This window comes from Nocardiopsis alborubida (genome assembly GCF_012396365.1).
In the GTDB taxonomy this organism is placed as follows: Bacteria; Actinomycetota; Actinomycetes; order Streptosporangiales; family Streptosporangiaceae; genus Nocardiopsis; species Nocardiopsis alborubida.
The window spans coordinates 144,422-159,738 of the sequence record NZ_JAAXPG010000017.1 but is presented as its reverse complement, the minus strand read 5'-3'; the positions used below and the strand labels follow the sequence as shown (position 1 = coordinate 159,738).

Sequence of the window (15,317 nt, the reverse complement as noted above, 5' to 3'; positions counted from 1 at the left end):
GTGCGGACAGCGGACGCGACGAGCGGCGGAGCCGGACACGGACTGGCCGGACGCGTCGTCCTGGTGACGGGCGCCTCGGGCGGCATGGGCAGGGCCGAGGCCCTGGCACTGGGACGCGAGGGCGCCCGGGTCTGGGTGGCCGACCTGGACGCGGAGCGGGGCGAGGACACGGCCCGCCAGATCGGTGAGCTGGGCGCGACGGCGCGGTTCGCCCGCCTGGACGCCGCCGACCCGGACGACTGGGCGCGCCTGCGCGACCGGATCGCGGAGGAGGACGGCGGACGGCTGGACGGGCTGGTCAACAACGCCGGGGTCAGCCACCGCTTCGGGATCGCCGACACCACGGACGAGGACTGGCGCCGCGTGCTCGACGTCAACCTGTCCAGCGTGTTCTACGGAATGCGGTCCATGGCCCCGCTGCTGCGCCAGTCAGGGTCGGCGTCGGTGGTCAACGTGTCCTCCATCGCCGGGATGACCGGCTACTTCTCCGCCTCCTACGGCGCGAGCAAGTGGGGCGTGCGCGGCCTGAGCAAGGTGGGCGCGCTGGAGTTCGCGCCCTGGGGAGTGCGGGTGAACTCCCTGCACCCCGGACTGGTGGACACCCCGCTGCTGCGTTCGGGGACCGACGACTTCGTCGAGGAGAGCCTGCGCTCGGTGCCCGCGGGCCGGGTGGCCGAACCCGGGGAGGTCGCCGACGTGGTGCTGTTCCTGCTGTCGGAGGCCTCCCGGTACGTGACGGGGACCGAACTGGTCGTCGACGGCGGCCTGACCTCCGGCGGCCTCTACCACCGGATCACCTCGGGCCTGCGTGAGGGACCCGTCTGAGGATCCGGACACGACTCCGGGGAGGCGCCCACCGTCCAGGTGCGCCTCCCCGGTCCCCGGAGTTCGCGGGGCCTTCCGGAACTCCTGGTGCTCCCAGGACCACCGGAACCGGCGCGGCCCGCGTTGCTCCTGGGGATGCCCCGCGGCCCGGTGCGCCACGCCCGCCGATCCCCGCGCCGGACCCGTGCCTCAGGCGGCGGCCTGGTCGGTGACGCGCCGGACGGCCTCGACGGCCAGCTCGGGCTGGTCCACGTGGATGTGGTGGCCGCTCTCCTCGGCGGTGCTGAGCCGGCTGTCGCCGGAGACCTGGAGCCACTGCTCCTGGCCCTCGGTCCACACGCGCTCCAGTTCGGCGCCGTACTCGGGGATCTCGCCGAGGTACTGGACCCCGTGCTGGATGACCTCGGTCGGGATGTCCCCGGCGGAGCGGACCTCCGCGTCGCTGTCGATGACGATGCTCTCGGGGTTCTCGCCCTGGAACATCGCGAGGTTCTGCGCGCGCACCTCGGCGCCCGGGCCGGTGGCCGACTCGGGGATCACCTCGGTGATGTCGTCGAGCATCGTCGGGGAAGTGGCGTCCAGCAGCACCAGGCCCCTGACCCGGTCCTGGTGGTCGGGGGCGTAGCGGGCGGCGATCAGTCCGCCCAGCGAGTGGCCGACCAGGACGACCGGGTCGTCACCGGCGACGTCGTCCAGGACGGCGGTCAGGGTCTGCCCGACGTCGGCGATGCTCTGGGGGCCGGGCGGCTGGTCGCTCCCGCCCTCGCCGAACCGGTCGTAGGAGCAGACCCGGTCCCCGTCGCTCAGGGTCTGCTGGAGGTCGGCCATGGTGTCCAGCCCGTCGCCCATCCCGGCCATGAGGACGATGACCGGCCGTTCGTCGGCCGGAGCGCCGGAACAGGAGACGTTCAGGGAACCGCCCTCGACGTCGAGCGTCTTGGTCCCGGTGAACAGCCTCCCGTCGGTCATCACGTCCTCCGCGGCCGACTCCAGTCCGGCACCCACGTCCTCCAGGCCGGACCGCACGTCGGAGCAGCCGACGAGGCCCGTTCCGGCCACGGCCAGGCACAGTGCGGTCAGGGCGGTCGTCCGGATGGTGTGCGGCATCGGGGCCTCCAGAGAGGGAATCGTGACGGGGATCGGCGGGTGGTGCCACGGTGCCGGGGGAGAGGGCGTCGGCCCTGCCCCGGCGAACCGGAACTTCCGTGGCTGGGAAGAACCTACGGGCGCGGCGGTGCCCGGGTCGTCACCACACGGTGGACACCTGGATGTGGCTCGCCCGGGGGACGGGACCCGCCGCCGAGCCGGGCGGCACCCGTTCGTACGCACCGGGCTCCACACCCCGTCCCCGCGAGGGGGGCGGTGCCCGTTCAGCTGCGCCGACGCGTCCCAGACCGGGCGGCGCGACCGTGCCCTGGGGCGTTGGGGCGCGCCCCGCCGCCACCCCGGGAACCGCGGTCCGCCACGGACGGCGCGCAGGTCGCGCACCGGAGGCGGCCGGTGACGGTCCGCCACACGGCCCCGTGTCCCCCGTGCGAGCTACGCACAGGTGTCCACCCCGCGGTGACGACCCCGCGCAGCCCCGGTCCGTAGCGTTTCCCCCAGTCGCGGCGCCCCGGCCGCGCCGCTCCGACGAAGGAATCCCATGAGACCTCACCGGCAGTTCCCGGCCGTCGCCGCGGCCGCGCTCCTCCCCGTCCGCAGGCGCGTCGAGCGACCCGCCGCCACCGTTACACTTCCCCAGTGACCAGTCTCCGGCGGCTCCCCCACCTGTGGCAGCGGCTCGACGTCACCCTCCGGGACCTGCCCCTGGGACTGCTGCTCCTGGTCGCGTCGCTCATCCCGTCACTGCACGGACAGGGGACCGAGTTCGGCGGCGTGGCGGATCGGCCCCTCGACTCCCTGGGCCTGGTCGCGGCCGCCCTCCAGAGCCTGCCCCTGGCCGGGCGGAGGCGGTGGCCGGTCCTGGCCCTGGCCCTGGTGGCGAGCGGCTTCGCCCTCGACCAACTGCACGGCTACCACCTGTTCGCGGGCACCGCGCTGCCCATCGCGCTGGTGAGCACGGGCGCCCACCTCCACCGGTACCGGCGCACCGCCATGCTGGTGCTCTCGGCGGCCTACGTGGTGCTGGCGGTCGCGGTGGACCGGGTCGGGGCGGGCGAGACCCCGGCCGGTTACGTGACGTTCTACGCGGCGCTGGCCCTGGCCTGGGGGATCGGGGCGTGGCTGCGCTCCACCCGCATCGCCGAGGCCGAACGCCGCCGCCTCGTCGCCGAGGCCACCCGCACCGCCGAACGCACCCGCATCGCCAGAGAACTCCACGACGTCGTGACCCACCACGTGACCGCGATGGTCGTGCAGGCCGAGGCGGCGCGCTACCTGACCTCCGCGCCCGAGCGGCTCGACCAGACCCTGACCGCGGTCACCGACACCGGCAGGCGGGCCATCACCGACCTGCGCCACCTGCTCGACCTGCTCAACCCCGACCACTCCACTCCCGCCTCCGACGAGGGGCTGCTCACCGTGGTGGAGCAGACGCGCCGGGCCGGACAGCCGGTGGAGTTCAGCGAGGAGGGCACCCCGGCCGCCTCGCGCGGCAGCGCCGACCTCGTCGCGCACCGCGTCGTGCAGGAGGCCCTGACCAACGCCCTCAAGTACGCGCACGGCAGCCCCACCACCGTGCGGGTGCGCCACCGCCCCGAGGAGATCACCGTGAACGTCAGCACCGACCACGCCGGGCCCCCGGGCGTCTCCCCCGGAGGGAGCGGGCGGGGCCTGGTCGGCCTGCGCGAACGCGTCGAGGTCCTGGGCGGTGACTTCACCGCGGGCCCGCACGAGGGCGGGGGCTTCACCGTGCACGCGCGCATCCCCGCACGCGCCCCGGTGGGCGACCGGGCATGAGTGCGCCGATCCGGGTCCTGGTCTGCGACGACCAGGTGCTGATCCGCACCGGTCTGGTCACCATCATCGACGCCCAGCCCGACCTGGAGGTCGTCGGCGAGTGCGGGGACGGCAAGGCCGCGGTCGAACTCGCCGAACAGCTGCGCCCCGACGTCGTGGTGATGGACGTGCGCATGCCCGTGCTCGACGGCATCGAGGCCACCCAGCGCCTGGCCGGGGCCGGGGTGACCCGCCCCGTCAAGGTCCTCGTGGTCACGACGTTCAACCTCGACGAGTACGTCTACGAGGCGCTGCGCGCGGGCGCCAGCGGGTTCCTGCTCAAGGACGCGCCGCCGACCCAGCTGCTGCACGGCATCCGCACCGTGGCCACCGGCGCGGCGCTGCTGGACCCCGAGGTCACGCGCCAGCTGGTGGGCAGGTACGCCGCCCGGATCCGGCCCTCCCACACCGCCGTGGTCGACGCTCGGCTGACCCCCCGCGAGCTGGAGGTCCTGCGCCTGATCGCCAACGGCATGTCCAACAGCGAGATCGCCGCGAGCCTGTTCATCAGCCAGGAGACCGTGAAGACGTTCGTCTCGCGCATCCTGACCAAACTCGACCTGCGGGACCGCGTCCAGGCCGTGGTCTACGCCTACCGGCAGGGGCTGGTGACCTGACCTCCGCCCGGGGACGCGCACACCACGGCCGTGACCGGGCCCGGGTCCCTTGGCAGGGGCCCGGGGCCCCTCCCGCGTTCGCGACGCGAGGGGCCCCGGGCCGCCGGAGGTCCCGGATCCGTTCGCTTCGCCCCGGTCAGCGGAATCCGGCGGGAAGGGTCATGAGGTCGATTCCCCACAGCAACGGCAGCACGTAGAGCGACCCCGCGACGACGAGGGCGAGGGCGGTGATGTTCAGCCAGAACCCGGTTCTGACCATCTCCATGATCCTCACCCTGCCGGTGCCGAACATGATCGCGTTCGGAGGGGTGCCCACCGGAAGCATGAACGCGCAGTTCGCGGCCATCGCGCAGGGGACCATCAACGCGTACGGATGGATGTTGAGAGAGACCGCGAAGGCCGCCATGACCGGGAGGATCATCGTCGCCGTCGCGGCGTTCGAGGTGATCTCCGTCAGGAACAGCACGAGCGCGGTGGCGAGGACGATGGTCAGGATGACGTTGACCCCGTCGAGCACGCGCAGTTGGTCGCCGATCCACGCGGAGAGGCCGGTCTCGACGAACCCCGCGGCGATGGCCAGTCCGCCGCCGAACAGCAGGAGGATTCCCCAGGGGACCTTCTTCGAGTCCTCCCACCGGAGGATCCTCCTCTCCCCTCCGCTGCGGGCGGGCAGCGTGAACAGGACCACCGTCGCGACGATCGCGATCACACCGTCGCTGATACCCGGGAGAAGGTCCTCCCAGAGGAACGACCGGGTCACCCACATGAACGCCGTTCCGAGGAACACGCCGAGGACGACCTTCTCCTCGGTGGACATCCCGCCGAGGGACTTCCGCTCCTCCCGGATGATCTCCCTGCCGCCGGGAAGCTGCTTGAACCGGACCCTGAACGTGACGCCTGTCAGGTAGAGCCACGCGAGGGTGAGGAGGATGACGGCGATCGGGACTCCGAACACCATCCACCCGCCGAACGAGATGCTCTCGCCGAAGAGCTCCCCGACGGTCGCCGAGAGAACGGCGAGCGGTGGTGTCCCGATCAGCGTCCCGAGACCGCCGATGGTGGCCGCGTACCCGATGCCGAAGACGATGGACTTCTCGAACTTCGGCAGGTCGGCGGCGAACTCCCCTCCCCGCAGCGAGCGGGCGGCCTGGTACACGACCGCCAGGCCGACGGGGATCATCATCATCGTGGCGGCCGTGTTGGAGACCCACATCGACAGGAAGCCCGTCGCGACCATGAAGCCGAGGACGATGCGGCGCGGACTCGTGCCGATCGCCGCGACGATCGAGAGGGCGATGCGTTGGTGGAGGTTCCATTTCTCCATCGCGATCGCGAGCGTGAACCCCCCGAGGAACAGGAAGATGATGTCGTTGCCGTACGCCGAGACCACGGCGTCGCCCTCCAGCGCGCCGGTCAGCGGCAGGAGCACGACCGGGAGCAGGGACGTGACCGGGATGGGGATCGCCTCGGTGATCCACCAGGTCGCGACCCAGAGCGTGGTGGCCAGGACGGCCTGCCCCGCCGCTGAGAGCCCCTCGGGTTCGAAGAACACGAGTGTCGCCACGAACAGCAGCGGACCGAGCAGCAGCCCGGTGACGCGTGCGGGCGTGTACCCGGGGCCGGGGTCGGGGGCGCCGGACCCTTCGGCCGGTTCCGGGTCCTGCAGACCGTCACGGGCCGCGGCGGGGCCGCTGCCGCCGTCCCCGCCGGACGCCACCAGTGCCGCTTGCGGCGGTCTCCTGCGTTTCGAGAAGGTCAGGAGGTCCTTGATCTCTCGGTGTGACGCCCACAGGTTTCCCCATAGGGGTTGCAGATAGGGGGTTGCCATTGTGTACCTTCTCTGGTCTTCTGCTCGGCTCGGCTCGACTTGCTGAAGGAGATCGGCTCGGGTGGCACGCGGGTCGGCACCGGCCGTGGGGGAGAACGGGCCGCGGGTACTCCGCACGGGGGCAGAGGGCCGTCGCCGGTCGTGGAACCGGCTCCGCCGGCGGCGCCCGCCGCCGGACGGTCGTCCACGCCGCTTCGGAGCGGTCGTGTGCGATGACGGAGACGGCGGCGCCCGTATCCGCGCCGGTACGGGCGCCGCCGGCCTCGGACGGTCAGGCGTGCAGGCCTCGGAGGACGTCGTAGAACTTCGCCTTGCCCTCGAGGCCGATGCCCGGAAGGTCACCCGGCGCCACGCGACCGCGGGTGATCACCGCGTCGTCGGTGAAGCCGCCCGTGGGCTGGAACTCTCCGGGGTAGGACTCGTTGCCGCCGAGCTTGAGAGCCGCGGCGATGTGGAGTGAGAACTGGTGCCCGCCGTGCGGAACGCAGCGGCGGGAGGACCAGCCGTGCTGGGCGAGCATGTCCAGGACCCGGCGGTACTCCGTCAGCCCGTAGCTCAGTGCCGGGTCGACCTGGATGAAGTCGCGGTCCGGGCGCATCCCGCCGTAGCGGATCAGGTTCCGGGCGTCCTGCAACGAGAACAGGTTCTCGCCGGTCGCGATGGGGTTGCGGTAGTTCTCCGACAGCGTCGCGTTCAGGCCGTAGTCCAGCGGGTCGCCGACCTCCTCGTACCAGAAGAGGCCGTACTGGTCGATGGCCTGGCCGTACTCCAGCGCGGTCCGCAGGTCGAACTTGCCGTTGACGTCCACCATCAGCCGGGACCCGTCACCGTCCAGGACGTCGATGACCGCCTCGATACGCCGGAGGTCCTCGGCCAGGTCGGCGCCGCCGATCTTCATCTTGACGATCTCGTACCCCGCGTCGAGGAAGCCGCGCATCTCGTCCCGGAGGTCCTCCAGAGTCTTGCCGGGCGCGTAGTAGCCGCCGGCGGCGTAGACGAAGACGTCCTCGTCCGGGGCGCCGTCGCCGTAGTGGTCGGAGATCCACCGGTACAGCGGCACCCCCGCGGCCTTGGCGGCGAGGTCGTGCAGCGCCATGTCCACCACGCCGACGGCGACAGAGCGTTCCCCGTGTCCGCCGGGCTTCTCGTTGCGCATCATGACGTCCCACGCCCTGGCGGGTGAGAGCTCGCCGTTCCCGTCCAGCAGTTCCTCCGCCGCGGCGTTGTGCAGCCGCGGCAGCATCCGCTCGTTCAGGATGGCCGTGGCGTTGTACCGGCCGTTGGAGTTGAAGCCGTAACCCACCAGGGGCCTGCCGTCGACCACCACGTCACTGACCAGCGCCAGGACCGTGCAGTCCATCTTGCTGAAGTCGATGTAGGCGTTACGCATCGACGAGCTGATCGGGATGGTGCCGACGTGGGCGGAAACGATTCGCATGGGTCTCTTCCTGCTGTGCTTGGTCTTATAAGACCCTTATAAGTTATGCGGAGCCTATACTGGCTGAGACGGGGGTCACAAGCCCGTGAGCGAGAATTTGGTGAGAGAGGTCACGATGACCAGCGCGAACGTCTTCTCCAGCAAGGGCGGGCTGGCCTACACCGAGCTGCGCCGGCGCATCACCTCCGGTGAGCTCGCCCCAGGATCACGCCTGTCGCAGTACGAGCTGGCGGAGGAGATGGGCATGAGCATCACGCCCCTGCGCGAGGCGATCCGGCGGCTGGCCAGCGAGGACTGGGTCGCGATGGACACCCACCGGGACGTCCGGGTGGCACCCATGAGCGCCTCCGAGGCGCGCGAGCTGCTGGAGGCCCGTTTCTCGCTGGAGCCCTCCGCCACCGAACTCGCCGCGCTGCGCCGGACGGAACGGGAGATCGCCACGATGAGGGCGGCGGCCGACGCGCTCCTGCCTGTCACCCGCACCTGGGGGGAGGAGGCCATCGCGGCGCACCGGGCCTTCCACCGGGCGATCTACGCCGCCTCCCACAACAACGTCATGATCAGGCTCCTGGACGACCTGTGGGACAAGGCCGACCGGTACCGGCGGATCGGCCTGGAACTGCCGGCGGGCGCCGAGTCGCGCACCATCGACCTGAACCAGCACCACGAGATCCTGGAGCTCGTCATCGCCGGTGACGGCGCCGCCGCGGCCGGACTGGTGCGCTCCCACATCCTCAACAGCCTCGGAGCCACCGTCACGGACACCCTCGAAGGCAGGGAACGCGCCTACCACCCCATCGCCGGGCGTTCGACCTGACACCGCCCGAAGCGTCAGCCGCACGACCGCGGAACGGCGCTCCGTGTCCCGCCGACAGGTCCGGTGGGAACCGGGTCACCGCCGGGCGCCGGTCCGCCTCCGCCGTCCTCGCGGTCCGGCGGCCGGGGCGGGCCGTGGGCGGTCGGTGCGGGTTCCCCGTCGACCGCCCACGAACACGAAAAGGACCTGGGGCCTCTCTCACTTGCGTGATGCGAGAAGCCCCAGGTCGGAGCGCGGAGGATCGGGGATTTGAACCCCGGAAGGGATTGCTCCCTAACCGCATTAGCAGTGCGGCGCCATAGACCTGACTAGGCGAATCCTCCTGGCTGGGACCAGCCTACAGACACCACGGACGGTTGCGCAAAACGAATGCCCGTCCGAGCTCCGAGGCCTGTGGAGCCGGTGATCGGGAAGGTACCGCACTGCTGATGCGGTTGGTGATCCGTCCAGGGGCCGGGCGGGCCCCGGGGTCATCCGACGGTGCGCTCGATGATGAGGTCGGCGTCCATGCGCAGCTTGTCCACGGCGCGGGACAGCGTGCTCTTCACCGTGCCGAGCGTCACTCCCATCCGTTCGGCGATCTGCGCCTCGGTGAGGTCGTCGTAGTAGCGCAGCACCACCGTGGTCCGCTGCCGGTCGGGCAGGCGGTCGATGGCGCGCTCCACCACGTCGGCCAGGTCGCTGCGCCAGGTGGGGTCGTCCACGCGCTGCTCGGGGATCTCGTCGGTCGGGTAGACGTCCAGCCGGTTGCGCCGCCACTCGGAGATCTGCGTGTTCACCATGGCCCTGCGCACGTACCCGTCGCGCGCCTTCGGGTTGGCGATCCGGTCCCAGGCGAGGAAGGTCTTGACCAGGGCCGCCTGGAGCAGGTCCTCGGCGTCGGCGTGGCTGCTCGTCAGCGACCGGGCCATCCGGAGCAGGGCCGGTCCGCGCTCGGCCACGTAGTGGCTGAACTCGTCGTACCGGGGTGTCCGGGTCGTCCCTGTCACGCCGACCACCGACCTTCACGGGCGCTGCGTGGGCTTTCGTCGTGTTTCTCCCTTCTAACTCTCACACAGCCAACGCAAACATCCAGGCACGTGTGTCCCACGCGCCGTAAAACGGCCCACCGGAAAACCACAGGGATCCGACCTCCTCCCGTGCCTGGCCGCCGACCCCGGCGAGTCGCGGCGCCGACGGCCGGGAAGCCCGTGGTGCGGGCCGGTGCAGCCCGCCGGTCTCGGCCGCGGAGGCCGGTTCCGCCGGTCGGGAGGAGTGGAGGCGACCGAACGGGAACCCCTGTGTTTTGGGGGATCTTGTGGGTGTTTATGAATCTTTCTAGATTTATGGGTTCTATGCGTAGCTTTGTAACGACAGGCTGTGGTGGGGCGATCCCGAGTCGCCCGATGGGCGAAGCCCGGTGTGCGCGGAACCCTTCTCTGGTTCCATGAGGTGCCCCACGCGTCGCTTGGGGCCGCGGCACCGGGACCATGTCTGGACAACGGGGACGAAGCGACGAGTCGTGCTGGTGAGGGGGCTCAGCCGAGATGTCAGTGACCACCGAGATCGGACGGGACCGCGGAAGGTTCACAGCCGCGGTGCTCGGCGCCGCGAGCGCACCCGAACCCACGCCGATCGGGCACCGCGTCGCGCGCGGCGTGGTCGTCAGCGCCAACGCGCGCATCCTCTGCCTGGCCGTGCCGGGCGGCGAGGAACACTTCATGTACGACAGCTCCACCGTGTTCTGGCGGGGCGGGGAGGTCGGCCCGGGCGAACTCCGCACCGGTGACGACGCCGTGGTGCTGCGCGTACCCGGCGGCCACCCCATCGCCGCACGCGTGTGGGCCCAGACCGCCCGCGCCACCGGCGTCATCGTCAGCCGTGATGGCGACACCCTGGAGATCGACCCCGGTCACGGGCGCCCGCGCCAGACCGTCGTCCTTCCCTACCGCACCTCGGGCCGGATCTCCGTACGCCACCCGCGCCTGGAACCCGGCTACGTCTTCGACGCCGTCGGCGTCTGGTGGGAGGGGGCCGTGCGGGCCGTGCGCCCCGCCACGACCCAGCCGCCCTACCCGCTCGGCGCCACACCGCACCGGCCGCCCACGCGTCGGCGCGCCACCACGCTGAGCGGCGTCGCCACCTGGTACGACCCGGCGTGGGGCCGCTCCGCCCACGTGGACCCGCGCGCCCACGTCGACGGGATCGCCTACCCGGCGCTCGACCCCGTCGGCCACGACGGGCCCTGCGACCGGCGCACCTCCTGCGTTCCGCTGCCGCTGCTGTCCACCGGGGCGACCCTGAGCCTGCGCAACGACCGCACACACGAGGCCGCGGCGCTTCCCGTGATCGACTGCGCCGCGGCCGACAGCTGGCTGTGCGACCTGTGCTCCTCCTGCGGCGGCCAGAGCGCGGGACGGCTGGCCTCCCTGACCATGACCGGCTTCGTCGCCCTCGGCGGGCGGCTGGAGGACGGCTGCTTCAACGCGACCGTCACCGTCCACGACGGGGAGGGATGACCGATGCTCCCGGAGATCGTCGAGGCGGCCCGCGAGGCGCAGCTACCGCTCCTGGCGGTGCTGCTCCTGGCCGGAGCCGTCGCCAAGACCACCAGGCGGGCGGCCGCCACGGGCCTGGCCGTCCTCGTGCCGGAGCGGCTGCGCCGCTCGTCCACGGTCGGCACCGGCCTGCTGGAGGCCGCGCTGGCGCTCGGCCTGCTCGGGCTGACCGGCCTGCTGGGAGAGGCGGTGCGGGCGCTGACCGCGGTCGTGTTCGCCGTCTCCGTCGTGGCCCTGGTGGTGATCCGCAGGCGCGACCCCGAGGCGGGCTGCGGCTGCTTCGGCGGGCTGAGCCAGGCGCCGATCGGCTGGCGGACGCTGGCCCGCGCCGGGCTGCTGTCGGCCGCGGCCCTGGCCACGCTCGGCCTGGAACCCGCGGGCTGGGAGGTGGTCGCCTCGCCGACCCCGCTGCACGCCGGGGTCCTGGGCGCCGAACTGCTGCTCCTGGCCCTGCTCAGCCCCGAACTGCGCACCGTGGCCGCGCGCGCCCTGCACGAGGAGCCCTGCGCGCTGCGCGAGGTCCCGCTGCACCGCACCGTGCGGACCCTGCACCGCAGCGACGTGTGGCGTGTCAACGAACCGGTGATGCTCGGGTCCGAGCCCGAGGACGTGTGGCGCCAGGGCTGCTGGAGGTTCCTGCGCTACGACGGCGTACGGCAGGGCCGCCGCGTCGACGTGGTGTACGCGGTCAGGACCGGGGGCAGGCGCGGCAACGCCGTGCGCGCGGCCCTGGTCGACCGCGAGAGCGGAGCGGTGGTCGCCTCCTTCGGCGCGGTCACCCGCGTCGAGCTGACCGGCCCGCCGCGCAGGCTCCTCCACCCGGGGGAGGCGGCCAGGCGGGACGCGTGGCGGCACGACGAGGCAAGGGCTGAGCTGAGCCTCCGGACCGCCCGGGAACGCTCCGTCGTGTGGGACCTCGCCGCGGGCGGATCCGACGGGAGCGCCCGGGACGAAGGGGTTCGGGAGGGCGGCGTCCGGAACGAACGCGTTCCGGGACAGCGCGGTCCGAGCGGGCGCGAGGAGGTCGGCCGGGACACGGCGGAGCAGGACGCCACGGAGCGGGACAGGAACGGAACGGACCCGGGCGGGCGCGAACCGACCCCGGCCGGATGAGGGCATGGCGACGGGCCCCGGCTTCCGGGGCCCGTTTGCGGTGCCGCCGCGAACCCGGGCCGGTCCCGGACCCGGGACCGGCCCGGGGTCAGCGGTCGGCCTCCTGCCCGAGCATCTGCCGCTGCCTGTCCACCGCGGCCTCGCTGAACTCCACGAGCATCGTCTCGTAGTCCTCCAGTTCGCCGTCTCCGAGGACGGACGTGCTGCCGACGAGGCCGCCGTTGCGGTACATGAGGCTGACCATGCGGTTCCTGTCGTCCCCGGACTCCACCTCGACGGCGAAGGCCCGCGACTCGTCCCCGATCCGCGGCACGTCCTCCAGGTCTCTCACGCTGTACTCGGAGGAGGTGCCGTCCCCGTGGGTGGCGGTGTACTCGTCGCAGCTCCTCGGCGGCGTGGTGGACAGCGCCTCCGCGGCCGTGGCCCCGTCCAGCCGCACCAGCATGTGCGTGACCGCGCCCTCGGGCCACTCGTAGGCCGCCACGGAGGCGGGGGAGTCGCGCACCCCGTCCAGACCGGACCACTGGTTGGCGGCGTCCAGGCACTCGGGCTTGTCGAGTTCGGTGGCGGCCCGCACCTGCTCGCTGTGGCGCACTGTGGCAAGCTCGGAGTAGGTGCCGTACTCGCTGCTCTCGGCAGCGAACGTGGCGTCGCGCACGTGCAGGGGCTGCGCCTCGTGCAGTGCCTCCGCGGCCTCGGCGCCGGGGTCGGCGGGCTGTCCGGCGGCGCCGCCACCGCACGCGCTCAGCAGGACCGCGACGGGCACGACCACGGGAAGGGCCAATGACCGGATGAGCCCTCGCCTCTCTCGCGGCCGGGGGAGCTGACCAGCGACGGTCCGTGCCGAGTTCGTGGGGCAGGGGCGCAAGTGCATGGTGATATCTCCTCTTTTGTGCGATATTTCCGCTGGGAGCGGTGACCGACCCGGACGCGATGTTGCTGAGAGTGTCTCGGGGTTAGCACAAAGTATTGAGGAAGGACCATGGTGTCGGAGTCGAAATCGCCATATCTGCGGTCGGTGCTGGAGAGCATCCCGCCCTACAAGCCGGGCAGGAAGGTCGTCGGTCCCGACGGGCGCTCGGTCAAGCTGTCCTCCAACGAGAGCCCCTACGGGCCGCTCCCGTCGGTGCGTGAGGCCATCTCCCTGGCCGCGGCCGAGCTCAACCGCTACCCTGACCCGGGCGCCGCCGAGCTCACCTCCGCGCTCGCCCGGCACCTCGACGTCCCCGAGGAGCACCTCGCCCTGGGCGCCGGTTCGGTGGGCCTGCTCCAGCAGCTGCTCGAAGCCGTCGGCGAGCCCGGCGCCGAGGTCGTCTACGCCTGGCGCTCCTTCGAGGCCTACCCGCTGCTCGCCGAACTGGCGGGGGTCACCTCGGTGCGGGTCCCGCTCAGGGACGAGACGCACGACCTCGACGCGATCGCCGAGGCGGTCACCGAGAACACCCGCATGGTGCTCGTGTGCAACCCCAACAACCCCACCGGCACCACCGTGCGCGAGGAGGAGCTGGTCGCCTTCCTGGACCGGGTCCCCGAGAGCGTTCTGGTGGTCCTGGACGAGGCCTACCGCGAGTACGTGCGCGACCCGCGGGTGCCCGACGGCGTCTCCCTGTACCGCGACCGGCCCAACGTCGCCGTGCTGCGCACCTTCTCCAAGGCCTACGGGCTCGCCGCCGTGCGCCTGGGCTTCCTCGTGGGACACCCCCCGGTGACCGCCGCGGTCCGCAAGACCCTCGTCCCGTTCGCGGTGAACCACCTCGCCCAGGCCGCCGGCGTCGCCTCCCTGGCCGCCGAGGAGGAGCTGCTGGAGCGCGTGGCGGCCACCGTCGAGGAGCGCGGGCGGGTGCGCGACGCGCTCATCGCCTCCGGGTGGACGGTTCCGCCGACCGAGGCCAACTTCGTGTGGCTGCGGGTGGACGAGGACACGCTCGACTTCGCCGAGGCGTGCGCGCGGGAGGGCGTCTCCGTGCGCCCGTTCGCGGGGGAGGGCGCCCGGGTGAGCCTGGGCACCCCCGAGGAGAACGACGCGTTCCTGGCCGTGGCCACCTCCTACGGCAAGCGCCGTTAGCCCGGCCGTGCCGGTTCCCCGCGCTGTTCACAGGGCGGGGAACCGGTTGGTGAACCCTGAGGCTCCTGAGGCGCTCGGGCTTGCGGAGGCGCTGGAACTCCGTGTGCCGCCGGAGCGGGTCGCCGAGGCGGTCCGCTCGGTCAGCGCGCGCGTCATCGCCCTGGACACCCGCTACGGCGCCCGCGACACCGTGGACGCCGCGGCGCGCGCCGCCGCCCGGGCCCGCGAGGCGGTCCGCACGCGTTTCCCCGGCTCGGCGGACGTGCTCGCCGCGACCGCCGAACTGCACCAGGTCACCGGCTGGGTGGCCTTCGACGCCGAACGCCAGCGCCTGTCCCGGCGGATGACCCTGACGGCGCTGGACGCCGCGCACGGGGCGGGCGACCGCTCCATGGAGTACTTCGCGCTCAGCCAGCTGGCGATGCAGGACGTCCACCTGTGGCAGCCGACCGAGGCCCGGCGGGTGTGCGAGGCGGCGTTGGCGGCGGGACCGGCGGGAAGCGTGCGCACCCTGTTCACCCTGAGACTGGCGCGTGCCGCGGCCCAGGAGGGCGAGCGAACCCGGGCGCGGAAGCTGATCGGGGAGACCCTCAGCCGTTACCTGGAGGGGCCGCGCCGGGGCGATCCGGTGTGGACGTGGTGGCTGACCGAGGCGGAGATCGCCTGGCACCGGGGCATGATCGGCGCCGACGCCGGTGAGCCGGGCGCGGCCGTCGAGGCATTCGACCGGGTGGCGGAGCTGATCGGGGCGGGCGGACGGGCCGCGGGGACGGGCGGGAGCGGACGGTTCCTGTTCCACGCCGCGGTGAGCCGGCTGTGGGCGCTGGCCCGCGCCCGGTCGTGGGAGGAGGCGGAGACCGTGCTGGTGCGCGACGTGCTGCCCGGTCTGGGGAGCGTGGCGTCGGTGCGCTGTGAGCGGCGGCTCGACGAGGCCGTCCGGCTGCTCGACACGGCGCGGGACCGCCCCTCCCTGCGGGACACCGCGCGGTGGTGCGCGGAACGGTCCGGCGCGGGGGTCCCGGAGGCCCCGGTGTAGGCCCTCATGGACCTCACCGCTGCGTGGCCGAAGGTTGTCCACAGGCTGTGGACGGGGACGCGTGCCTTCCCGACCGCGGCCCGGGGGACGGTCGGCGGGGC

Annotated in this window: 13 protein-coding genes and 1 tRNA gene; 8 read left to right on the top strand and 6 right to left on the bottom strand. The window is 72.5% G+C overall.

The features are described 5' to 3' along the window. Positions 1-825: an SDR family NAD(P)-dependent oxidoreductase gene (locus HGB44_RS18915; protein WP_061083304.1), complete on the top strand. Its 825-nt coding sequence runs from the start codon at positions 1-3 to the stop codon at positions 823-825. Between the two features lie 189 nt (positions 826-1,014). Here the strand turns inward: HGB44_RS18915 and HGB44_RS18910 are convergent, their stop codons facing one another. Continuing rightward, positions 1,015-1,932, bottom strand: coding sequence for an alpha/beta fold hydrolase (locus HGB44_RS18910; RefSeq protein WP_061083305.1), 918 nt, complete (start codon positions 1,930-1,932; stop codon positions 1,015-1,017). A 636-nt stretch (positions 1,933-2,568) separates the two neighbouring features. Here HGB44_RS18910 and HGB44_RS18905 point away from each other — a divergent pair. Together HGB44_RS18905 and HGB44_RS18900 are read left to right on the top strand one after the other, a co-directional pair. Next, positions 2,569-3,726 carry a sensor histidine kinase gene (locus HGB44_RS18905; protein ID WP_061083306.1) on the top strand — a complete coding sequence of 386 codons (1,158 nt, stop codon included), beginning with the start codon at positions 2,569-2,571 and terminating at the stop codon, positions 3,724-3,726. Beyond that, positions 3,723-4,382, top strand: a complete 660-nt coding sequence (locus HGB44_RS18900; RefSeq protein WP_061083307.1) for a response regulator — start codon at positions 3,723-3,725, stop codon at positions 4,380-4,382. The genes HGB44_RS18905 and HGB44_RS18900 overlap by 4 nt, the downstream gene beginning before the upstream one ends. Positions 4,383-4,518: 136 nt before the next feature. On the opposite strand, the gene HGB44_RS18895 is transcribed toward HGB44_RS18900, so the two are convergent. Together HGB44_RS18895 and HGB44_RS18890 are read right to left on the bottom strand one after the other, a co-directional pair. Then, positions 4,519-6,210 carry an SLC13 family permease gene (locus tag HGB44_RS18895; protein ID WP_061081789.1) on the bottom strand — a complete coding sequence of 564 codons (1,692 nt, stop codon included), beginning with the start codon at positions 6,208-6,210 and terminating at the stop codon, positions 4,519-4,521. Positions 6,211-6,481: 271 nt separating this feature from the next. Then, the gene (locus HGB44_RS18890; RefSeq protein ID WP_061081790.1) at positions 6,482-7,648 is read right to left on the bottom strand and encodes an enolase C-terminal domain-like protein; all 1,167 of its coding nucleotides are present in this window, start codon (positions 7,646-7,648) and stop codon (positions 6,482-6,484) included. A 115-nt stretch (positions 7,649-7,763) separates the two neighbouring features. Between HGB44_RS18890 and HGB44_RS18885 the strand changes: the two genes are divergently transcribed. Next, complete coding sequence (locus HGB44_RS18885) at positions 7,764-8,465, top strand: GntR family transcriptional regulator (protein WP_061081791.1); 702 nt, start codon at positions 7,764-7,766, stop codon at positions 8,463-8,465. Positions 8,466-8,699: 234 nt separating this feature from the next. Here the strand turns inward: HGB44_RS18885 and HGB44_RS18880 are convergent. Beyond that, positions 8,700-8,788 (bottom strand) — tRNA-Ser (locus tag HGB44_RS18880). Positions 8,789-8,935: 147 nt separating this feature from the next. Further along, complete coding sequence (locus HGB44_RS18875) at positions 8,936-9,463, bottom strand: SigE family RNA polymerase sigma factor (protein ID WP_061081792.1); 528 nt, start codon at positions 9,461-9,463, stop codon at positions 8,936-8,938. A gap of 528 nt (positions 9,464-9,991) precedes the next feature. Between HGB44_RS18875 and HGB44_RS18870 the strand changes: the two genes are divergently transcribed. After that, positions 9,992-10,963 carry a hypothetical protein gene (locus HGB44_RS18870; protein WP_061081793.1) on the top strand — a complete coding sequence of 324 codons (972 nt, stop codon included), beginning with the start codon at positions 9,992-9,994 and terminating at the stop codon, positions 10,961-10,963. Between the two features lie 3 nt (positions 10,964-10,966). Further along, positions 10,967-12,115, top strand: coding sequence for a MauE/DoxX family redox-associated membrane protein (locus tag HGB44_RS18865; RefSeq protein WP_061081794.1), 1,149 nt, complete (start codon positions 10,967-10,969; stop codon positions 12,113-12,115). 88 nt (positions 12,116-12,203) lie between these two features. Here HGB44_RS18865 and HGB44_RS18860 read toward each other — a convergent pair whose 3' ends face one another. Continuing rightward, entirely contained in the window at positions 12,204-12,887 is a 684-nt protein-coding gene (locus HGB44_RS18860) for a hypothetical protein (RefSeq protein ID WP_082768474.1), read from the bottom strand. A gap of 210 nt (positions 12,888-13,097) precedes the next feature. On the opposite strand from HGB44_RS18860, the gene hisC reads away from it, so the two are divergent. Both hisC and HGB44_RS18850 read left to right on the top strand, forming a co-directional pair. Beyond that, positions 13,098-14,180, top strand: coding sequence for a histidinol-phosphate transaminase (gene hisC, locus HGB44_RS18855; RefSeq protein WP_061081795.1), 1,083 nt, complete (start codon positions 13,098-13,100; stop codon positions 14,178-14,180). A gap of 49 nt (positions 14,181-14,229) precedes the next feature. Next, on the top strand, positions 14,230-15,216 hold the full coding sequence (locus HGB44_RS18850; protein WP_231972521.1) for a DNA-binding protein: 987 nt from the start codon (positions 14,230-14,232) through the stop codon (positions 15,214-15,216). Positions 15,217-15,317 lie beyond the last annotated feature (101 nt).

Excerpts from the sequence above, each read along its gene's own strand:
- HGB44_RS18910 (WP_061083305.1), bottom strand. The coding sequence starts at position 1,932 with ATGCCGCACACCATCCGGACGACCGCCCTGACCGCACTGTGCCTGGCC.
- HGB44_RS18900 (WP_061083307.1), top strand. The coding sequence starts at position 3,723 with ATGAGTGCGCCGATCCGGGTCCTGGTCTGCGACGACCAGGTGCTGATC.
- HGB44_RS18895 (WP_061081789.1), bottom strand. The coding sequence starts at position 6,210 with ATGGCAACCCCCTATCTGCAACCCCTATGGGGAAACCTGTGGGCGTCA.
- HGB44_RS18890 (WP_061081790.1), bottom strand. The coding sequence starts at position 7,648 with ATGCGAATCGTTTCCGCCCACGTCGGCACCATCCCGATCAGCTCGTCG.
- HGB44_RS18885 (WP_061081791.1), top strand. The coding sequence starts at position 7,764 with ATGACCAGCGCGAACGTCTTCTCCAGCAAGGGCGGGCTGGCCTACACC.
- HGB44_RS18870 (WP_061081793.1), top strand. The coding sequence starts at position 9,992 with ATGTCAGTGACCACCGAGATCGGACGGGACCGCGGAAGGTTCACAGCC.
- HGB44_RS18865 (WP_061081794.1), top strand. The coding sequence starts at position 10,967 with ATGCTCCCGGAGATCGTCGAGGCGGCCCGCGAGGCGCAGCTACCGCTC.
- hisC (WP_061081795.1), top strand. The coding sequence starts at position 13,098 with ATGGTGTCGGAGTCGAAATCGCCATATCTGCGGTCGGTGCTGGAGAGC.